This is a genomic window from Lysinibacillus parviboronicapiens, from assembly GCF_003049575.1.
Lineage (GTDB): Bacteria > Bacillota > Bacilli > Bacillales_A > Planococcaceae > Lysinibacillus > Lysinibacillus parviboronicapiens.
The window spans coordinates 49,371-69,015 of record NZ_PYWI01000018.1 but is presented as its reverse complement, the minus strand read 5'-3'; the positions used below and the strand labels follow the sequence as shown (position 1 = coordinate 69,015).

General features: G+C 35.8%; 15 protein-coding genes and 1 pseudogene. 5 read left to right on the top strand and 11 right to left on the bottom strand.

What is annotated here, in order from left to right:
- Positions 1–28: 28 nt before the first annotated feature.
- From C9J35_RS15455 to C9J35_RS15440, 4 genes are all read right to left on the bottom strand, one after another.
- On the bottom strand, positions 29–2,851 hold the full coding sequence (locus C9J35_RS15455) for a 2-oxoglutarate dehydrogenase E1 component (protein WP_107925202.1): 2,823 nt from the start codon (positions 2,849–2,851) through the stop codon (positions 29–31).
- A gap of 232 nt (positions 2,852–3,083) precedes the next feature.
- Complete coding sequence (locus tag C9J35_RS15450) at positions 3,084–4,469, bottom strand: sensor histidine kinase (protein WP_107925201.1); 1,386 nt, start codon at positions 4,467–4,469, stop codon at positions 3,084–3,086.
- Positions 4,466–5,140 carry a response regulator transcription factor gene (locus C9J35_RS15445; protein WP_107925200.1) on the bottom strand — a complete coding sequence of 225 codons (675 nt, stop codon included), beginning with the start codon at positions 5,138–5,140 and terminating at the stop codon, positions 4,466–4,468. The genes C9J35_RS15450 and C9J35_RS15445 overlap by 4 nt, the downstream gene beginning before the upstream one ends.
- 122 nt (positions 5,141–5,262) lie before the next feature.
- Positions 5,263–7,287: a diguanylate cyclase domain-containing protein gene (locus C9J35_RS15440; protein WP_107925199.1), complete on the bottom strand. Its 2,025-nt coding sequence runs from the start codon at positions 7,285–7,287 to the stop codon at positions 5,263–5,265.
- Positions 7,288–7,824: 537 nt separating this feature from the next.
- On the opposite strand from C9J35_RS15440, the gene C9J35_RS15435 reads away from it, so the two are divergent.
- Positions 7,825–8,373, top strand: coding sequence for a GNAT family N-acetyltransferase (locus C9J35_RS15435; RefSeq protein WP_054767715.1), 549 nt, complete (start codon positions 7,825–7,827; stop codon positions 8,371–8,373).
- A 70-nt stretch (positions 8,374–8,443) separates the two neighbouring features.
- On the opposite strand, the gene murG is transcribed toward C9J35_RS15435, so the two are convergent.
- Positions 8,444–9,520 (bottom strand): undecaprenyldiphospho-muramoylpentapeptide beta-N-acetylglucosaminyltransferase, encoded by a 1,077-nt coding sequence (murG, locus tag C9J35_RS15430; protein WP_107925198.1) that lies wholly within the window; start codon positions 9,518–9,520, stop codon positions 8,444–8,446.
- A gap of 438 nt (positions 9,521–9,958) precedes the next feature.
- Between murG and C9J35_RS15425 the strand changes: the two genes are divergently transcribed.
- From C9J35_RS15425 to C9J35_RS24880, 3 genes are read left to right on the top strand one after another with little or no spacing between them, the layout of a single operon-like run.
- Positions 9,959–10,378: an MATE family efflux transporter gene (locus tag C9J35_RS15425; protein ID WP_235616329.1), complete on the top strand. Its 420-nt coding sequence runs from the start codon at positions 9,959–9,961 to the stop codon at positions 10,376–10,378.
- A 20-nt stretch (positions 10,379–10,398) separates the two neighbouring features.
- Positions 10,399–11,301, top strand: a complete 903-nt coding sequence (locus tag C9J35_RS24260) for a PH domain-containing protein (RefSeq protein ID WP_153062963.1) — start codon at positions 10,399–10,401, stop codon at positions 11,299–11,301.
- A complete protein-coding gene (locus C9J35_RS24880) occupies positions 11,279–11,332 on the top strand; it encodes a hypothetical protein (RefSeq protein ID WP_369122293.1) in 54 nt (17 codons plus the stop codon). Before C9J35_RS24260 ends, C9J35_RS24880 begins: the two co-directional genes overlap by 23 nt.
- Positions 11,333–11,882: 550 nt before the next feature.
- Here the strand turns inward: C9J35_RS24880 and C9J35_RS15410 are convergent.
- A complete protein-coding gene (locus C9J35_RS15410) occupies positions 11,883–12,743 on the bottom strand; it encodes a malate synthase (RefSeq protein ID WP_107925195.1) in 861 nt (286 codons plus the stop codon).
- Between the two features lie 1,010 nt (positions 12,744–13,753).
- Positions 13,754–14,398 carry a hypothetical protein gene (locus C9J35_RS15400; protein ID WP_107925194.1) on the bottom strand — a complete coding sequence of 215 codons (645 nt, stop codon included), beginning with the start codon at positions 14,396–14,398 and terminating at the stop codon, positions 13,754–13,756.
- Positions 14,399–14,632: 234 nt separating this feature from the next.
- Here C9J35_RS15400 and C9J35_RS15395 point away from each other — a divergent pair.
- Positions 14,633–15,127 (top strand): annotated as a pseudogene (locus C9J35_RS15395) (MATE family efflux transporter); the annotation flags it as partial.
- Positions 15,128–15,158: 31 nt separating this feature from the next.
- On the opposite strand, the gene C9J35_RS15390 reads toward C9J35_RS15395, so the two are convergent.
- From C9J35_RS15390 to C9J35_RS15375, 4 genes are all read right to left on the bottom strand, one after another.
- Positions 15,159–16,238, bottom strand: a complete 1,080-nt coding sequence (locus C9J35_RS15390; RefSeq protein WP_107925193.1) for a Ger(x)C family spore germination protein — start codon at positions 16,236–16,238, stop codon at positions 15,159–15,161.
- On the bottom strand, positions 16,217–17,257 hold the full coding sequence (locus tag C9J35_RS15385) for a GerAB/ArcD/ProY family transporter (RefSeq protein ID WP_107925192.1): 1,041 nt from the start codon (positions 17,255–17,257) through the stop codon (positions 16,217–16,219). Before C9J35_RS15385 ends, C9J35_RS15390 begins: the two co-directional genes overlap by 22 nt.
- On the bottom strand, positions 17,254–18,687 hold the full coding sequence (locus tag C9J35_RS15380) for a spore germination protein (RefSeq protein WP_107925191.1): 1,434 nt from the start codon (positions 18,685–18,687) through the stop codon (positions 17,254–17,256). The genes C9J35_RS15385 and C9J35_RS15380 overlap by 4 nt, the downstream gene beginning before the upstream one ends.
- A 204-nt stretch (positions 18,688–18,891) precedes the next feature.
- Positions 18,892–19,569, bottom strand: a complete 678-nt coding sequence (locus tag C9J35_RS15375; protein ID WP_107925190.1) for a CAP domain-containing protein — start codon at positions 19,567–19,569, stop codon at positions 18,892–18,894.
- Between the last annotated feature and the right edge of the window lie 76 nt (positions 19,570–19,645).

The following is a 19,645-nucleotide window of genomic DNA, read 5'->3' as shown; positions in this document are numbered from 1 at the left end:
GCCCAGTTTTCCAGTGATAATTACGCGATTATTTAACTTTTACCGATTCAGCAACTGCTTCATCAATGATTGCTGCCTGAGCTGCTTTATGAGAATCTGCATCGCCTTCTGAAGTCGAGCTCATTGCAGGACGTCCTACATAACGAAGCTTTTTACCTGCAGAAAGTTCGTATAACGTTTCTAATGCGTAATTCCAAGAACCTTGATTTTTAGGCTCTTCTTGTACCCAAGCAATCTCTTTTGCATTTGGATACTTAGCTATAATATCAGCTACTTGCGCAGTTGGGAATGGGTAAAGTTGTTCCACACGTACGATGTGTACGTGATCGAAGCCTTCTCCATCTTTTATGCGATCAGCTAAATCAATCATGACCTTACCAGTACCTAATACAATACGTTCAACTGCTTTAGTATTTGTACCTAAGCCAGGTTGCTCAATAACTTCTTGGAATGAGCCATTTGCTAGTTGTTCAGCATTTGCTGCTGCCAATGGGTGGCGCAGTAATGATTTTGGCGATACAACTACAAGCGGACGTACTCCTTCAGTTTCTAGCATCGCTGCTTGGCGACGTAATAAGTGATAGTAGTTACCTGCATTCGAACAGTTTGCTACAAACCAGTTATTTTCAGCTGACATTTGTAAGTAACGTTCCATACGACTTGAAGAGTGTTCAGGACCTTGGCCTTCATAACCGTGTGGTAACAGAATAACGAAACCTGATTTTTGACCCCATTTAGAGCGTGCCCCTGAAATGAAGTTGTCAAACATCACTTGCGCCATGTTCGCAAAGTCACCAAATTGTGCTTCCCAAACTGATAATACATTACCTTTTTCTAAATTGTAACCATATTCAAAGCCTACTACCCCTGCTTCAGTAAGCGGTGAGTTGTGTACTGTAAATGATGCACTTGCACCAGAAATATGATGAAGTGGTGTGAACACATTACCATTGTTTTTGTCATGTAACACTAAGTGGCGTTGTGAGAATGTACCACGTTGTGCGTCTTGACCAGTAAAACGAACTGGTGTGCCATCTTGGATAATTGTAGCATATGCTAAAGTTTCAGCATGACCCCAGTCGATTTTTGCAGATGCATAAGCATCACGACGTTTTTCTAAAATTTTGCCAAGTTTATTTTGTGGTTGGAAGTCTTGCTCAAACACTAAAAGCTCTTCGTTAATTTTTTCTAAACGTTCAGCACCTACGGCTGTTTCGATTTGTGGAAATTCCACTTTTAACTCTTCTGGCATTTCTAAATGCTTATGGTCATCTTTATCTGCCATTTCTTTTACATGATCATAAGCAGCTTGCATTTCAGCATAGATAGCTGTATCAAGTGCAGCTACGTCATCGTTCGAAACGACACCCTCAGCCACTAATTGAGCACCATATAAAGCACGTACAGTTTCGTGTTTAGATACAAGTTTATATACTTCTGGATTTGTTACTGTTGGATCATCCGTTTCGTTATGTCCATGACGACGGTAACCAATCAAGTCAACGATAATATCTTTACCAAATTTTTGACGGTAGCTAGCCGCAAAACGTCCCACTTGAACAACTGCTTCCGGACTGTCTGCGTTAACGTGTACAACAGGTACTTCATACCCTTTTGCTGGGTCTGAAGAATAGACAGATGAACGAGAGTCATGCAACTCCGTAGTGAACCCAATCATATTGTTTGCGATGATATGAATTGTTCCGCCAGTAGAGAAGCCCTCTGTTTTCGAATAGTTTAACACCTCTGTTACAATCCCTTGACCTGGGAATGCCGCATCACCATGAACAAGAATCCCTAATCCTTTTCCTGGGTTATGAACAGCTTGCCCTGGATTTGAAGTGTCATCTTGAGTTGCACGTGTAGAACCTAACACAACCGGATTGCCCACTTCTAAGTGAGATGGATTATAAGCAAGTTTAACATTCATACCTGACTCACGGTTATACGAAGCACCCATATGGTATTTCACGTCGCCAGTCCAACCTTTTGTAATTTCAAGACGACCATGTTCTGGTAAAAATAAGTCGTTTGAAACATGCGCAAAGTCAGAGAACATCATATCATATGGTTTATTTAAGATGTGTGTAAGTACATTTAAACGACCACGGTGCGCCATACCGATACGCACATTTTCAACGTTGCTTGTTTCTGCTGTTTTCAAAATCTCATCGAATAGGACAATTTGTGTATCAAGCCCTTCACCAGAGAAACGTTTTTGACCAACGAATGTTTTATGAATAAACTTTTCAAAGTTTTCAACACGTGTTAAACGATCTAATAAAGCTTTTTTCTCGTCAGAAACTAATGATTGTTTTAATGAACCAGATTCAATTTGTGCTTGAATCCAATCACGTTCTTCTGTAGCAATTACGTGACCATATTCAAATGCTACTTTATCTGTATAAACAGATTTTAAATAATCGATTGCATCCTTACCATTTTTCACGCCTGCTGGCACATCTTTGAAGAAGATAGCAGCAGGAATTTCAGCTAAATCTGCTGAACTTAAGTTGAACGCGCTTTCTTCAATTTGAGCTGTTTGTAGTGCTCGGTTTTTTAGAGGATAGATATCTGCTGCTAAATGACCGTGTGTACGAATTGTATCCGCTAATTTCACAGCTGCTAATATTTTTTTATAGTCGCCTGCAGGAGCGGCTGAACTACCTACTACAGCTACTTCACCATCTGCTACTACTGGTGCACCAAATTGTTGGAATAATGATACTAACTCCGGTTCTACTTCTTCAGGAGACTGTAAGAATAAGTCGTATTGCTCCATCACATATCCTAGGTTAGGACCAGAGAAAGCTGACCATGGAGAACTTACAGTTGTAACGTTGTTCGACATGAAAAATGACCTCCAAATTTTGCCTATCGGCAGTTCCATTAATTAAATTACAATTAATTATATAATATTTCTTCGCTCATTAAAAGGATGTTTGACACAACTTATCCATAATTTAAAGAACGTTTTTTCCATCTCAATCTTACTACTCTTCACAAAAAATACAACTCTTTTCAGTAAATTAAGCAATTTTTTTCTCAAAGAATAGAATTACGGAATAAAGCGCGTATTTTCCTTAATATTTCAGCGGTATTTTCACAAAGAAAACGGTTCCAACATTTTTCTCACTCTTGACTTCTATAGAGGCATTATATTTCTCAAGTAACATTTTTGAAATACTAAGACCTAAGCCAGTACCGCCAATTTGACGATTTCTTGCCTCATCAACACGATAAAAACGATCAAAGATATATGGAAGGTTTTCTTCATCTATTCCGATACCATTATCCGCTATTTGCAAATGCGCTTCTTGGTCATGTGCTGACACCGAAATTTTGATCTCAGGAACTTTTTCACAATAACGAATAGCATTCTCTAGTATATTACGAGCAATTTGACTAAGTGCATTTTCTGTAATAAATAAAGTACCTATTTCGTCATTGTTCGACAGCGTTATTCGAGCTTGCGGATGTAATAGCTCCATTTCTGAAATAACACCTTCTAATACCACAATGACATCAGCCTCGCTCATGTCGTCCTTTTCCTCTCGACGCGCAAGTTCTAATAGCTCTTCAATCATCTTACGCATACGTGCAATTTCCGTAAGTGAGGTATCGATGGATTCTTCTAAAATTGCTGGATCATCCTTGCCCCATCTTTTCAATAAGGAAAGATGACCTTCAATGGCTTGAATGGGCGTACGTAGCTCATGAGAAGCATCGGCGACAAATTGTTGTTGCTGCGTAAATGAGATTTGTAATTCATTCATCATCGCATTGTACATTTTCAATAAATCACCAATTTCGTCCTGTGATGTATAAGCCAGTTGTATAGGTTCGTTAAAACCCTTATCCATTACCGTTTTCATTGACGATCTTAATGCATGAAGTGGTTTCATTAAATAATTGGCGAGATAAAAACCGATTGAACCTGATAATAACAGCGCCCCAACACCCGCAATAAGCATAGCTGTTAGCAAATAATTCATTAATGATTCAAAGCCTGTTAGTGGATGAATGACTTGAATATAACCTTGGAAAAAGCCAAGTCGAACAGGTTCATTTGCTACAAAAACATCTTTTTTGTCAACCGTCATTTGTACGATTTCTCGCATTGCAGTAAGCGGTGCTGCTTGAGAAGTATCATTGATGCGTAAAATCTCAATACCATCTATATTAAACAGTCTCACGGACTGATCTCGATCCACAATCGAGTTTAATAGCCCTGTGTTTTGCTGAATTTGCTGAATTGTAATATTTGGCCCCTGTGATTCTAAAAAAGACACTATATCATCGCTTGTCCGCTTCACTTTACTTTCTTCATCATTTAGTAACCATGTATGGAGCGAGATATACACCACCATACAAATAATCGCATAGCTAAAAAAAATAACGGCACTAGAAGTGAACATCCATTTTCTTTGCAATGATAGATTAGCAAAATATGCTTTTAATTTATTCATTCACGCATCACATACCCTACTCCGCGGACCGTTTCGATAAAGGCATTCATATCACCTGGCAATTTTGTGCGTAAGTGCCGAATATATACATCCACCACATTGGTCTCGATATCTGTATCATATCCCCATACAGAAGTTAAAATCAGTTCACGTGTACATACTTTATTTTTATGCTCTACTAGTAGTTTAAGCAAATCATATTCAGTTTTTGTTAAATCTAGTTTTTTACCCTGCACATATACTTCATAAGCCGCAATATCAATTGCTATATCACGAAATTCCAATGTTACACCTTTTTTTTCTTCTGGTGTAACACGTCGCAAAATTGTCCGAATTCTTGCAAGTAATTCTTCAATCGCAAATGGCTTGACAATGTAATCATCCGCACCTGCGTCTAAGCCTGCTACTCGATCCATTACTGCATCACGCGCTGTTAGTAAAATAATCGGCACATTAGAGTGAGCGCGTACACGACGGCATATTTCAATTCCATTTATGCCAGGCAGCATAACATCTAATAATAACACATCAAAATCTTGTGACGAAGCAAGTGTCAATCCTTCACGCCCCTCAAAAGCAACAGTCACACTGTAACCTTCGTGCTGTAACTCTAGTTCTACAAAACGTGCAATATGTTTCTCATCTTCTACTAATAATATCTTTTTAGGCATGTCATCACCTTCTATTTCAAAATAACTGATACACAGTAAAATATTTGTATTACCACCGCTCTAGCATAACACCAATTAAAAAGTCTGTACCACAAGTAAATACTCGCTCGTACAGACTTTTTTTATGCTTCTGTTATATATAGCTTATTTTTCCCAAATTCTTTCGCTTTATATAATGCTTGGTCCGCTAAGTCAATCAGCGCATCCAATGTTTTTGCATGATCTGGATAATATGCAATTCCTATGGAGGCAGTGGGTGCAAAATGATGATCATCAATTGTCCACCCATTTTTCAATTCATTACGGATACGGTTAATAATATGCATCATCTGCGCATTCCTTGCCTCTGTATCTCTCGTTAGTCCCGTTAAAATGACAATAAATTCATCGCCACCAATGCGAATAACTAAATCATGACTACGGACCGAAGCGGTTAATACATTGCCAAAATTACGGATAAAGTCATCACCTGTATCATGTCCATATTGATCATTAACATCCTTAAAATCATCCCCATCAATGTACAGCATGGCTAAGCACACATTATTCGTATGCGCATCTGCTAATATTTTAGGGAATTCCTTCAATAGATAGCGACGATTGGGTAACTGCGTTAAACTATCATGATAAGCTAAATAAAGCAAGTCACTTTCTCGCTCTTTGCGATGTGAAATTTCACGTGAAACCATCATTATTTGTGACACCGTTTCACGTTCTGGATCATGCACTACAGTTACATTGCCCTCGGTCCAAACAGGCGTGCCATCCTTTGCTTTCAGTAAAAGTTCCAACTGTGTATCTGTTTGACCTGTAAAATTATTCAAAAACGTTTGCCAGGCCTTCTTACTTTCCTCATCGACAATGCTACTATAAAACTGACCTTGTAACTCCACAATTTCGAAGCCTAAGTATATCCTATAAGAAGGAGAAGCATAAATAATGATGCCATCTTCGTTTGTAATTACAATTAAATCATTTGTATTTTCAGTGATAAGACGAAATGTTCGTTCAATATTTTTTAATTCCGTTAACATTCTTTTCTTGTCCGTAATATCATAGTTAATGGATAAATATTGTTCGACCTTACCAAATTCATTTTTCAACGGTACAATGGCTGCCTCCACCCAGTAATCGGCATGATATTTGGTACGGTAGCATAACTCACCTCGCCAAATCTTCCCCATATCAAGTGTTTTGTTTATAGTCTGTAAAAAATTTTCTGTATGGTGACGCGGTTCAATTAAATTATAGGGTTGACCAATAAGTTCATCTGCGGTAAATCCTGATGCGTTTAAAAATAAATCGTTTACTTCCACGATGGTACCCTCAATATCTAAAATGGCAATAGATGTTGCGGAATTTAAAGCGGCCTTAAAAACTTCAAGTCCATGAGATTTGGCACGTAATTCCGCCTTTTGCTCAGTAAATTGAGTAAAATCTTGCATGATGATAAATATTGCAAATGAATTATCTCCCTGCATAACTGGAGAAAGCGAGACCAAATACATGCGTTCTTTTTTTTCCAGTGTATGAAGCTTAATAAGCTTCTCCCCGATATTTTCACCCAGAGCTGCTCTTTTTAAATAGTTTTGTATTTTTTCAATTTCATCTTTTGGGATAATTGGTAAATCAATAAAAAGTTGATGTTTCAATTTTTCGTTATCTAACCCGAAATCCTCCAAGAAGCTAGAATTTGCTTCATAGATAACACCACCAGCTGATAAAATGACTGTTGTAAAGAAAGCATGATCAAACATAGATCGCATAAATAGAAACTTATCTTCAATATTTCGGTCATATAAAATTTCTTTTGTAATAGCTAAAATATAATGATCATCCCCGAACATAATGGGTCTGACAGATGTCTCATATTTCCGCACTTCAGATTCAATATATGCATAATCCACATAATCGACTTGTTTATTTAGGGCGATTGCTTGATGATAATTTTCTTGAATAATGGCAAAATTACGACTAGAGGAGATTGCAGAAAGCATTTTTCCGATGGCTTCTTTTGATAACAGAGTTTGCGCCGCTTGATTTAAGTGAATATATTGATAATCATCTTGGACTCTTTTCATGAGAAAGACAAAATCTTTGCCGATGAATAGCTGATTAAATTGCGCTTCACTTAAAAAATAATCCATGCTGTCACCTCCCATAAAATAGTCGTTGTTGTTTATAGAGTCGTAATAAATTCATTAATTTATACAAAAAAATCAATGCTACAATTATAACATATTTACAGAAGATTAACTTTCTCCACCTAGAAAATTTCTATCTTTTTCTGGATGAAATTTGATGATATCCAATTTACGAATTTTATTATATAATACTAAAGAATTGTTATATTAATCAATTAATTGGATATTATTGATACAATGGACTTTATACCCATGAGTAATTATATAATTTTTATACTTTTCTGAATTTACTAACTATTAAACTTAAATTTCGTTTTAACGAGCAAAATTATTGCATTAAGCAGTAGCTTTGTTATATTATATTAAAAAAACTAGCCATTTTTCGGTATGGTCGCAAAATCAGTAAGACAGCGGGAGATTATGGATTTCATAGTTATAACGTCTAGTTCTTTGGGTTTTTAATTCCAGTACGAATTTTAGTTTTCTTCTTTATGCTTCAACGGAATTGTTTTAACTACCCTAGTAAAGGAGGCGTTTCGTATGCTTAAACATCGAGACCTACATGAATGTACAGAGCTTTATGAGCTATTATCACACCCTTCTGTATTCCCTTTTGTCCGTCAAAAAGCCGCATCTGCTGATGAATACTGGTTTATGACGAAACAACTGATTGAAGAAGAAGCGAGAGGACTCGCTATTTCGAGGACTATAACTGATGATTGGGGTCAACCAATCGGCACCATTAGCATTCATGATGTAGAGGACGGTGCTGGCTTTCTCGGAACGTGGATTGGACTCCCTTATCAAGGTAAAGGTTATAACCAAAAGGCTAAAATGCTGTTTTTAAATGAATTATTCTTTGATTATAATTTTCATACGGTCTTTCTCCGTATAAGAGTTGAAAATACAAAATCTCAGCGTGCAGCTACAAAACTCCCTTATGTTATCAGTGCTAACGAAAGTCATCCGACATTATTAGCACAAGTAAATGGTGGAGAAGCACAATTTACTTTATATAAAATTCCGCGTGATCTGTTCTACCTGACAACTGCCCATCAACTGCAAGAAGGCGAAGAACAAGCGATGTAATAAAAATACCCCATTTTTCCAACGAAAAGAAGCTATGTATTCTGTCTCTTGCCAGAACACATAGCTTTTTTTATTTTTTAAATTGCAAAATTAATTTTGCCATCTCATTTGGCGTTTTTGGTCTTTGCGTTTTCTCCATCGTTGCCGTCATTTCTGATTTACGGGCTGTTAACGTATGCACTGATTTTATAAACGTTTCCTTTGTTAGTTCATCTTCTTGTAATACCTCTGCATAGCCTTGTTTTTTAAATAACTTAGCATTTAAAATTTGGTCGCCACGACTTTTTTGTGCTGACAGCGGGATTAACAACATTGGTTTATGAAGTGCTAAAAATTCAAAAATCGAATTAGAGCCTGCACGCGATACGACGAAATCTGCCGCATGTAATAAATCAGGTAATTCCGTTGTCACATACTCAAATTGTTTATAGCCGGGTAGTGACTCTAGCGCTAAATCGTTATTTCCTTTACCACAAAGATGTATTACTTGGAAGGTTTGTAAAAGTTCAGGTAAGTTTTGACGGAGCGCATCATTTAAGACAACCGACCCTAGACTTCCGCCCATAACAAGGAGTACTGGTTTGGACGTTGTGAAACCGCAAAGCGATAGCCCCTGTGCCTTATTACCGGTAAAAAGCTCTTGACGAATAATCGAACCCGTACATGTAGCCTTTTCTTGGGGCAAATGCTGAAGCGTCTCTTCAAAAATAGTAAAAATGTGAGAAGCGAATGGTAAAGCGATTTTATTTGCCAACCCTGGCGTTACATCGGATTCATGGATAACAACCGGAACACCTGCAACTTTAGCTGCCATCACGACTGGTACCGAAACAAAGCCACCTTTTGAAAAAATGACCGTGGGTTTTACTTTTTTAATGATACGAAAAGCCTGCATGATTCCAGCAAGCACTTTAAAAGGGTCAGTGAAATTTTTCATTGAGAAATAACGACGCAATTTCCCACTCGATATCCCATAAAAAGGTATATCCGGAAATGCCTCGCCTATCAATTCTTTTTCAATCCCTTGCTCTGAACCAATATAGTGGACATCATAACCTAGTTCAAGTAAAGACGGTAGTATCGCTTGGTTGAGTGATACATGGCCAGCTGTCCCACCACCGGTTAAAATGATTGTTTGTTGTTTCACGTAAATTCTCCTATTCCTAAAAAGCCATTGTAGCTCTCGCTACTTTTCGTTTACAGTCTTTAATTTTACTATATGCGGACGAAAAGATATAGATGAAGCCTTTAAATTTTCCTCCATCACACTATCTATATGCTATACTAGTTCATTATGATTAAACGTACTTCAGCATATATACTGGAATTCCTCCGTCTGTTAGGTACAATGTTTATTTGTAGCATGCACAGTCATATAAGACTTACTACTTGGCCGTAGACAGCGAGCAGTTTTTTATTTTTATCCTTATCTGACTGCACCATGTCAAGGGAATAAAATAAAAGGAAGATACATCATGTACGAAACAACTACTTTAAAAGAAAAATATGCCTTAATGCTGAAAATGATTGTACCTATTTTAGTAACGCAAGTGGCCATTTACTTAATCTCATTTTTGATATTTTAATGTCGAGCCGCTATGGTACGTCTGATTTAGCTGGGGTTTCCATCGGATCATCTATTTGGATGCCTGTCTATACAGGACTTTCCGGCATCTTATTGGCAATTACACCCATTGTCTCTCAACTTGTCGGGGCAAAAAGAGAATTAGATGCGAAAAAAGCTGTACAACAAGGTTTGTATGTAGCCATCCGAATTGACATCATGATGTTTATTTCTTTAATGGCAGGCGTTAACTGGTTTCTTAGTATAATGCAATTAGAAGCTGTAGTACACAACATCACCAAATCATATATTTATGCTATGTGTGCGGGAATTTTACCACTTTTTTTATTTTTTGTACTTCGTTGCTTCATCGATGCGCTTGGTCAAACAAGGGTGACGATGATTATAAACAGACTTTGTTGCCGTTTCTGTGTACGCTAAACCCGCAAATCAAGGAATATTTGAAATCATCAGGTTGGATGACTTTAACTAACCTAAAAAAAGAAATTAATTTATTTGCTGAACAAGTTACTGATGATGAAATCATAGGAAATGCAGGTGTAGCAGTTCGTGGACGTATAGCACTTAAAGAATATTTAGTTGTCCTAACATCCGAAAGAATATTAACAGTGGATAAACAGAAAAAAATTACTTCTTATCGTTACGACGAAATTACAAAAGTAACTACAAATAAAAAGCTCGCATCTGTAGAGATTCAATTTCAATATAATGACGAAGATGTCCAATTCAACATTACATTGAACGATAACGGAAAAGTTTTCTCTCAAAACATCCAAGACAAATTAGGCATCCTTCCTGAACCTCAGGTTGATACGGAAGAAAGAAAAGTTGTTCGTGTCATGAAAGCAATCAAAATGAGCATTGAGATACTCAATGGTAAAGAGCAATTGAAAGAGAAAGGCAGCAGTTTTAAACTAGCACAAACAAAGCCTGGTACTGTGGAAATTGCAGTTGATCATCATGAGCATGAATCGTTTAATTTAATCAAGTGGGAACGCGTTGAAAACGTACAAAAGAGTGCTTCTAGTATTGCTGGTTGGGCAGTAATTGGTAGCGCGTTTGGTAATGCAGGAGCGATTGCTGGAGCAATGGGAGCTAATATCAGGAAGGATAAATCTGTAGCGACTCTTTTCCTAAAGCGTGAAAATGGAGACAAGGTACCTCTAGTTATTAAATGTGATAAGAAGGATCTTGAAAAGCTTTCATTATTAATTGTTTCTGAAGCTGAGGAAGATACACAAGGGAGTACAACTTCTTCATCAAGTACATCATCAATACCTACAGAAGTTAATGAAGTTAAAAGAGCTCATGGATGCTGGTATCTTAACTCAAGAAGAATTTGATGCGAAGAAAAAGCAATTACTAGGTATTTAAAACGACGAAAACCACTCGATTAAAGTGGTTTTCTTTTTTTTATAAAGCTGCTCACGGCATCTTTTGTTTCGATGGAGTATGCTTTATCCTCGTGTATTACCGGTTCATTTCTGTCTATCCATATTTCACTACGTGGACCTCGTTTCATATCCTCTTCAATTAGTCGTTTCACATACTTACTGAAATTCCGTGGCTTGTTAGTCAATGGATTAATCTATTCTGCATGATTTAATAGTGCAACATCTCAGTCATTATGGACCATCAATATTAAGCAACCTACATGTGTGGACTGTATGTGGCAACACATGAGGTGCAGCTGTGTTTAATTATATATACTCGGTTCCTATTTCAGTGAGATCGATCCTATTTTTCGTCTTCAACTGTTGCTCCTTGAACTAAGTACATAATAGTTTAAGTGTAAATTATCACAACATCTAAAATTAAAGGATGACTGTTCCCGTATTACCTTCTGGTTGATCTAGGTACTTTAATCTTTGGTAACGTCCTACCTCAAGTGGACATAAAACCAAACCCATTTTACTCGCTTTGGCTAACGTCTTAATCGCATTAATGCGCCATTAGGCTTTGGTAACTCTTGAGCTGTTATCTGATTCATTTTACAAAAATGTTTTAAAAATTGTTGTGCCAGCTCTCGTTCATTTGGGTCACTTTTCAACGAAACTATATCAAGTAAAATTTGAGCCATCCATAAATTATCAAAATAACGGTATTTACCTGTATTCCATGTCATTTTGTCGGGGGATTTTTCATTTACATAATATTCCCATAAAAGTAACTGATCCGATTCCTGTTCCGTAAGTTGGAGTCTGTATTTTGAATGAGCAGGAATATTTCCATCTTCACAAAGCTTACCGATAAAATCTTCATTCACCATAAAGACACCTAAGATACGTCTGTCTTTTTCATGCATCCCGGAATCTACCGCTGTTAACAGGACAGCGCTATTTGGGTGCAAGCGGGTTGGTTTGTTTGGCCTCCCCTTGTTATTACCACTTTTTATTGCGCCTGAAAAAACCTTCCACTCTGAAAAAGAACTATTCTGTTCTTCTGTGTCACACCAAAAAACCATTTGTGATTCGGGATGAAGTTTATGGTTTTTCATAAGTTTTTCGTGTTCCAAGCGAAGTATCAGTTTTTTTCGTTGTAGTTTTTTTTCCTCTTCCTTCTTCCATTCTTCCTCTTTTCGTTCAATTTCCTTTTTTTGTATAATTCCTTCAAGTGACTTAGCATCACTTTTATCATGTAGTTTTAGGTGCTTTCCAAATACATCAGGGAAAACAAACATTTTATTTTCCGATGCGAAATGTATTTCAATACTAGAATCATTATGTTTAACTATACTACCCATGCCAAAACGCTTGTGTGTAACTTTCTTATTGATTAAATTCATTATTCTAGTCCTCCTTAAGGAAAAAAACTCGGTTACTATTAGATAGTAAATTAATAATTTTATTCAACTAACTTCCTTTAAAGCTCACATAACTGTTTTGATTTTTTTTCGGCTTAAAAAAGGATATTAAAAAAACGTACCCAAATTCTATCTGCAAAAAAGGACAGCGGAATTCGAAATACGATTTTAAAAAAATAATTGTAAAACTATTATAACATTTTTTTAATAAATTTACAAATTTATTATTGACAACATATTTTGCTATGAGGTAAAATAATTATTTATTCTCTGAATTTCCTTGTAATAGCTATGAAATAAAAGCCTCTAAAAAGTCGCGAAACTTCTGGAAAACGCCTCTATAAATAACCACTTGATTACCGGCGATAAGCATAGACTTCATGATATAAAACCAATACAAGCAAATCCTTTCCTTTCCTAGAAAAGAAAGCGGATGGATTAATCCGTGTACTAATCCTATATGCTGAATATGGATATTTTCCAATTATGTTCCGTATAAAAAGACCCCAATTTTACAAAGGTTATTTGCAAGAAAATCAGGGTCGGGATTTGGTTACAACGAGCTTATCGCCTATCTCTAATATAGATAGCAGCTCATTTAATTGTGGTTGGCCTGTTTTTGTTCCAGTGAATTTCTCTCGGGATTCATTTTATCCCCTCTCTTAACTACATACTATTTTTAAATGATATACATTGAGATTATACTCACCGTCATGCTATCTACAAGGTTACTATGGTCACGTTAATCCATGCCAATGATTTGAGATGATAAAGTAAGTACAGTTAAAATACATTTTCTAAATTTAGGGTTTTTAGAGGGTTTTTAGAGGGTTTTTAGAGGGTTTTTAGAGGGTTTTTAGTATTTTTGTAGAAATTAAGGATTTTAGTAAAAACGGATATAAAGGTTATTCCTTCAACGGTGGACAATCTTATATTAAAGTAGTAGAAGAATATGTTATTGGAAATCATACTTTCTTCCGTGTAGATGGTTTTTAGTTTGTATTCGAAATAAATTCAATCTTTTTTAATTGGTACATCTTATCTTTATAGATATATTTAATATGAAAACTACCAATTTCTCCACCAACTGGAGCGATTTGAGCTCCAACAATAGCAGTCAATTCATTGTCTAAAACATCAAATTCAATTATATTCCCGACATATATTTCTGGAAATAATTGATTGTTTTGAATTCCAAATTCACCAATTTCGATAACAGTTTTTTCCTTCCTTATATTGATAGTAGCCTCTGACTTTGTTAATGAAGTTTTTACATTTTTTAGAACAATAGCTATTGGATTATCTACAAGGATTTCTTTATAAATTTCACCACCATTGACTCTATTATTATGGAGTACATGTACATTTTGTTCCAAAATACCTGTCCCATAATCAGTTGTTAAGACAATAATTAAGTCTTTATTTCCATCAGAGTTAATATCCTTATAGAAAATTTTAGGACTATAAGCTTCATTGGATACATTTGTCCAATCTGGAAAATGTTGAATATTTCCATTTGTTTTTAAGTTGAAATTTTTTAAATATCCATCTTTTTGGGTAGCAATATAAAATAACATTAGCTTTTGGTAAATTCCCAACAATTTCTTCTGACTCATTTTGGATAAAATTTGATTCATAATTTTCTTCAAGTGCTTTAGTTTCTAATGGAATTTGTGATATAGCAACAATTAATGCAACTTTTATTAATAGCCAATTCATAAAATTCACCTTTTCTGATTTTATACAGTATGTGGTTAATATCACTCTTACATTCATAGAAATATGAGATATAGTAAAAATGTGATTTTGATACAAGGTGGCTTTTGTAAATAAAATAGGATTTTAAGTAGCTACAACATTTAAACTAGAGGAGCTTGCTCTATATGGTACCTCTCAGTATTTCAATGGGCGTAACGATTTTAGTTGGATTTGAGATTGGCGCAGGGCGAATGCATAGCGCAAAAATTTATAGTTTTATTTGTGTGGGTACTGCGATTCTATTTAGCTTTATTTCTGCGTGTATCCTATTCATGTTACGTCAACCAGTTGCGAGTATGTACACAACAGATGCAAAAGTTTTAGAATATGCCGTACACTTTTTAGTATATGCAGCAATTTTCCAGCTCTTAGATGCTATTCAGGCACCCGTACAGGGAGCATTGCGTGGTTATAAGGATGTTACAATAACTTTTATTATGGCCATTATATCCTATTGGGTAATTGGTCTTCCTGTCGGATATGCACTTGCAACCTATACAGATTTTGGGCCATTCGGCTACTGGATAGGGCTTGTAGCAGGACTGTCTGCAGGCGCTATTACGTTATTAATTCGTTTACTACTCGTTCAACGAAAATTTACGACATAAAAAAGGAGGAGATGCGATGGCGTCTCCTTTTTTAACGTAAAACACCTGTACGAATTACCTTCACTTTGACTTTCGGTTCTAAAGAAAGTGTGACAAATTGCTCGTGCCAGTCTTCCTTAAACATTTTTGGATGATAGGAGCGAATATGTCGGCCAATGCCTAAAGTATCCGACTTTTGTTCCTGTAATATCTTTAGGACTTCTTCAAAATCAGCTTGTACTTTATTTTGTATCATGGTTTGGACATCATCCAAAATATAATCTTTATAAAGTTTATCATGGGAAAATTCATCGACTTCAATTTCAATCGTATAATCCATCTTTATTGTTTTTAATTGTTCGTTAACTGTCCATTTTCGTTTCACATGGATGACTTCAGAAGTTACAGGTATTTCATTGCCATCTAAATGCCACATATAGGTTAGCCGTGCCTGTTTACTGGCTTGTTTCATTAATAGCAACATAATCAATGACTGTTTTGGGTCTAATACTTTACCAGTAAATGTTTGCCCTGAAAAAAGTGCAACCCCCGCCGCTTCTGCTCTATTTTCTTCCTCATTCATCTTTATATATGGTAAAGCGATATCGATGGCATTATCAAACAACATCGAGCCTACTGTCTGCAAATCGAGTTTTGGATAGATTGTATTTTCCTCTGAGCTCTCAATAAATCGTTGATAATAGCCGCCTGCACTATCCGCTAGATTCTTTGTAATCTCCATATATGGTTTAACTTCACCTTCCGTAATAGCAATCTTGATGGTAATTGGATTTTGAGGATCACGAAAATAAATATCCAATATATCATAAAGTGGAGCTTTAACTGTATCATTTGAAACTAAGATTGCCGACAATTCTGATAAATCAAGCGTCTGTTCTATTTTCAAATTTGTTTTGTTACGTACATCCCGTGGTGATAGACCAGTGGATTCAATAATCATGATTTCATTTTGATTTGCTGTTGTTTTAGGGTATGCATAATAGCCCGTATAATCGCCAATAGTGCCATCTACGCCAACTAGTGTGACAACTGAAGAATTTTTATATAATCGTTCATCCCAGCAGCCAGCAAGGAGAACAACTACAAGTACTAGGATTCCTTTTCGATACACTTTTTCCCCCTCCATTTATTCCAAAAAATAATAACAGTCGGTAAAAAAAAGGTGAAGATTAAAAAAAGGTAATGCAAAGAATTTTTAATAACTTCGATTCGATTAATTTGAATAAAGAAAAGCGGAAAAATGGCTAGTAAGATATGATATATAAGGATGTTCAATTTAGGGCGCTTTCTTTCTTTCACAAAATGCACCACCCTAAATGATAAACCAAAAATCATGATTGTCACGATGGACCATGATAACCAAATATAAACGAAAAAAATATCCAGTCGTTTGACAAAAGTTACTTCTTGCGATTTTAAAATATAAATGATTGGCTCTGGCACTAATTTTACCTCGTCAATCGTGAAAAACAGTTGCGTAAAAAGAACCGATAACATATAAAAAACAAAAATAATCTGTTGGTAAAAAAATAATGGCTTCCCTTTTAAAATCAATTCTCGTTGTAAAAAAGGTCGATAGATAAGGTACATTTCTACGCCCAAAAACGCATAAATGCTATGATTAAGCCCTTTGATAATTTGTAGCGGATTATCAAATTCAAGTGGCAAAAGATTCGCCCATTTAAGATCTGGCACAGCTAGCATCAAGAACACTATAAAAAGAAAAATTATAGGCAAGAGCATAACACCTATATTAATAACAGTTTCAGGTCGACTTAAGTTTGCATATAAGGAGAGTAGAACAATCATCAAAACAACTACCCATTCAGGTGTTTGGGGTAAAACCCACGATGCTAGTACATATTCCATATACGCAATAAATACTACAGATATACTAAACCAATAAATTTTATAAACCCATTGAAAAAATGTATTTAAATAAAAATATGCATAATATCGTTCATAAAAAATGATTAATAAATAATGTATAACACCCGCAATGATAAATAATACCCAAGCTAAATTTCGACTTACGCTAATCAGCGGTGTTTGAAAAGAAATATAAACAATACCTGTCTCAATAATAAACAATAGTAAAAAGAATTGTGCTTTAGAAAGCGAAAAATTCAAGGTGTATCACCATTCTTTACTCGATCATCCTTTGGAGGATTAAACGATGTTACTTGAACAGTAGGTTTAATATAGGGACTACGTATAAATACTTTATACGCTTCTTTTGGCTGAAAAGGAATAATCGGTGCAAAATAAGGCTGCTTTAATGAACTCAAATTAATCAGGTGGATTAATAAAATAACGACACCAATAACAATGCCAAAAAAACCAAATAAAGAGGCTAACACCATAAATGGAAAACGAAGTAAGCGAATCGTTGTATTTAACTCCATAGAAGGAACAACATAGCTAGAAATTGCGGTTAAAGCAACAACAATGACCATTAAATTTGAAACTAGTCCCGCACTAACAATTGCATCTCCAATGACTAGTCCCCCAACAATTCCTATTGTTTGCCCGACAGATTGCGGTAGGCGAATACTTGACTCTCGAATTAATTCCATAATAATTTCTAAGATAAGTGCTTCTATTAAGGGCCGATACGGAATTTGATTGACGTCCCCTTTGACTTGATTGCTCAATTCTAATGGCAATATCTCAAAGTGAAAGCTAATTACAGCAATATAAAAAGCAGGCAAAAAAACTGCTGAAATAAAGGACAGTAAGCGGACCATTCGGTAAAAGGAACCTACTAATACACGCGCGTTATAATCATCTGGTGATTGGTAATAGGAGAAAAACGTCACAGGTGCTATTAAAGCTGTCGGCGTAGTATCGGTCATAACAACAACTTTACCTTCTACTAAATTGGCTACCACGCGATCTGGCCGCTCCGTATTTAGTACTTGAGGAAAAGGCGACAATACCGAATCTTCTAGCACATCGTTTAATTGGCCGATACTATAAAAATAGTCAATATTAATGGCATGAAGGCGTTTTTCTAACTCCTGTAAAGTCTCTGGTTTTATAACTCCATCCATATATAAATAATAAGCCCTTGTATTTGTCTCTTTCCCGAGACGGAAAGATTTCACCACGAGCGCAGGATTATTAATTCGTTTCCGTAACAAAGCTAAATTTGTATCAAGGTTTTCAATCAACCCTTCATGTGATCCTCGTAGAATATGTTCATTGTTTGGTTCGTCTGGATTTCGATTTACCTTATTCAATATAGTAAGAGACAGCATTTCACCTGTATCAGGCAAGACAATCAGTGTTTCTCCTTTACAAATACGTTCAACTGCTTGTGGCAGTGAGAAATGTTCAATCGTTGATACTAAGGTTTCACTCCAAAAAGGTTTGTCGGTATCTAAACGTGCATAAATAGTATCAAGAATTTTTTGCACTTCTTTCGCATCTACTAGCGAGGCATAAAAGCATAAAATCGCAGAAGATCTATTTCGCCAATCTATCTGTCTTATTGTAAAATCAGATGAATGATAAAAGGCTTTTTGCATACTTTTCATCATTAATTCCACTTTATCCATAAAACGCCTCCTATACGTGGAAGTATAGGCAAAAACGGCTTTTTTCAAACGTTATATGTAGTAACTCAAATATGATTTCAGATATCGAAAATTCATCTAGTATGTCAACATAAAAAGACGCCCAAATAAGCCACCAAGACTTATTGGACATCAAATTACTAGTGAATTTATGAAATTAAGTTACTTCTAAGCAGTTATTAATCATTATTTTTGAATAAATTGTTGCGTCCAATAGTTACCTGATTTCACATAACCTACACCAATATGAGTAAATTTAGCATTTAAAATATTAGCACGGTGACCTGGTGAATCCATCCAAGCTTGTACAACTTCTTGTGGTGTACGTTGACCTTTGGCGATGTTTTCACCTGCTCCTTTATAGGTAATACCTAATGCTTTCATGCGATCAAATGGTGAACCGAATGTTGGGCTTGTATGTGAAAAATAGTTTTTTGATTGCATATCTTGTGATTTCTCACGAGCTGCAGCCATTAATTTTGTATCCGTTTGTAGTGCGGATAAACCAGCTTTAGTACGTTCTGCATTCGTTAATTTTGCTACCTCTTGTTCAAATGCATTGACATCAGACGTTGTTGTTGTCGGTGTTGTAGTAGATGGTGCCGTTGTTGTGTTATCTTTCTGTGTTGTTTGTGTATTAGTTTGTGTATTATTAGTAGTTGTTTGTGTTGGTTTTGATGGTGTTGTAGCCTGTGCCGGTTTTTTCACCTGCCAATTGTTACTTGACCATTTATAGTAATAAGTTGTACAGTTTGTTGTTTGTTTGACTGTATTCCCCTCTGTAGTATTGGATGCAGCAGAAGCCAACTGAATTGGAGCTGCTAATAGAAATGTGACACAAATTGCAGTGAGTGTTTTTTTCATTTTGCAATCTCTCCTCTCTGCAACCTATCGTAAAGGATGAATCTATAAAAATTCTTACCAACATCTTCTAGCTTCG

Bases quoted from the DNA above. Each gene is read 5' to 3' on its own strand.
- C9J35_RS15455 (WP_107925202.1), bottom strand. From the start codon at position 2,851: ATGTCGAACAACGTTACAACTGTAAGTTCTCCATGGTCAGCTTTCTCT.
- C9J35_RS15450 (WP_107925201.1), bottom strand. From the start codon at position 4,469: ATGAATAAATTAAAAGCATATTTTGCTAATCTATCATTGCAAAGAAAA.
- C9J35_RS15445 (WP_107925200.1), bottom strand. From the start codon at position 5,140: ATGCCTAAAAAGATATTATTAGTAGAAGATGAGAAACATATTGCACGT.
- C9J35_RS15440 (WP_107925199.1), bottom strand. From the start codon at position 7,287: ATGGATTATTTTTTAAGTGAAGCGCAATTTAATCAGCTATTCATCGGC.
- C9J35_RS15435 (WP_054767715.1), top strand. From the start codon at position 7,825: ATGCTTAAACATCGAGACCTACATGAATGTACAGAGCTTTATGAGCTA.
- C9J35_RS15425 (WP_235616329.1), top strand. From the start codon at position 9,959: ATGTCGAGCCGCTATGGTACGTCTGATTTAGCTGGGGTTTCCATCGGA.
- C9J35_RS15410 (WP_107925195.1), bottom strand. From the start codon at position 12,743: ATGAATTTAATCAATAAGAAAGTTACACACAAGCGTTTTGGCATGGGT.
- C9J35_RS15400 (WP_107925194.1), bottom strand. From the start codon at position 14,398: ATGAATCAAATTTTATCCAAAATGAGTCAGAAGAAATTGTTGGGAATT.
- C9J35_RS15380 (WP_107925191.1), bottom strand. From the start codon at position 18,687: ATGGATAAAGTGGAATTAATGATGAAAAGTATGCAAAAAGCCTTTTAT.
- C9J35_RS15375 (WP_107925190.1), bottom strand. From the start codon at position 19,569: ATGAAAAAAACACTCACTGCAATTTGTGTCACATTTCTATTAGCAGCT.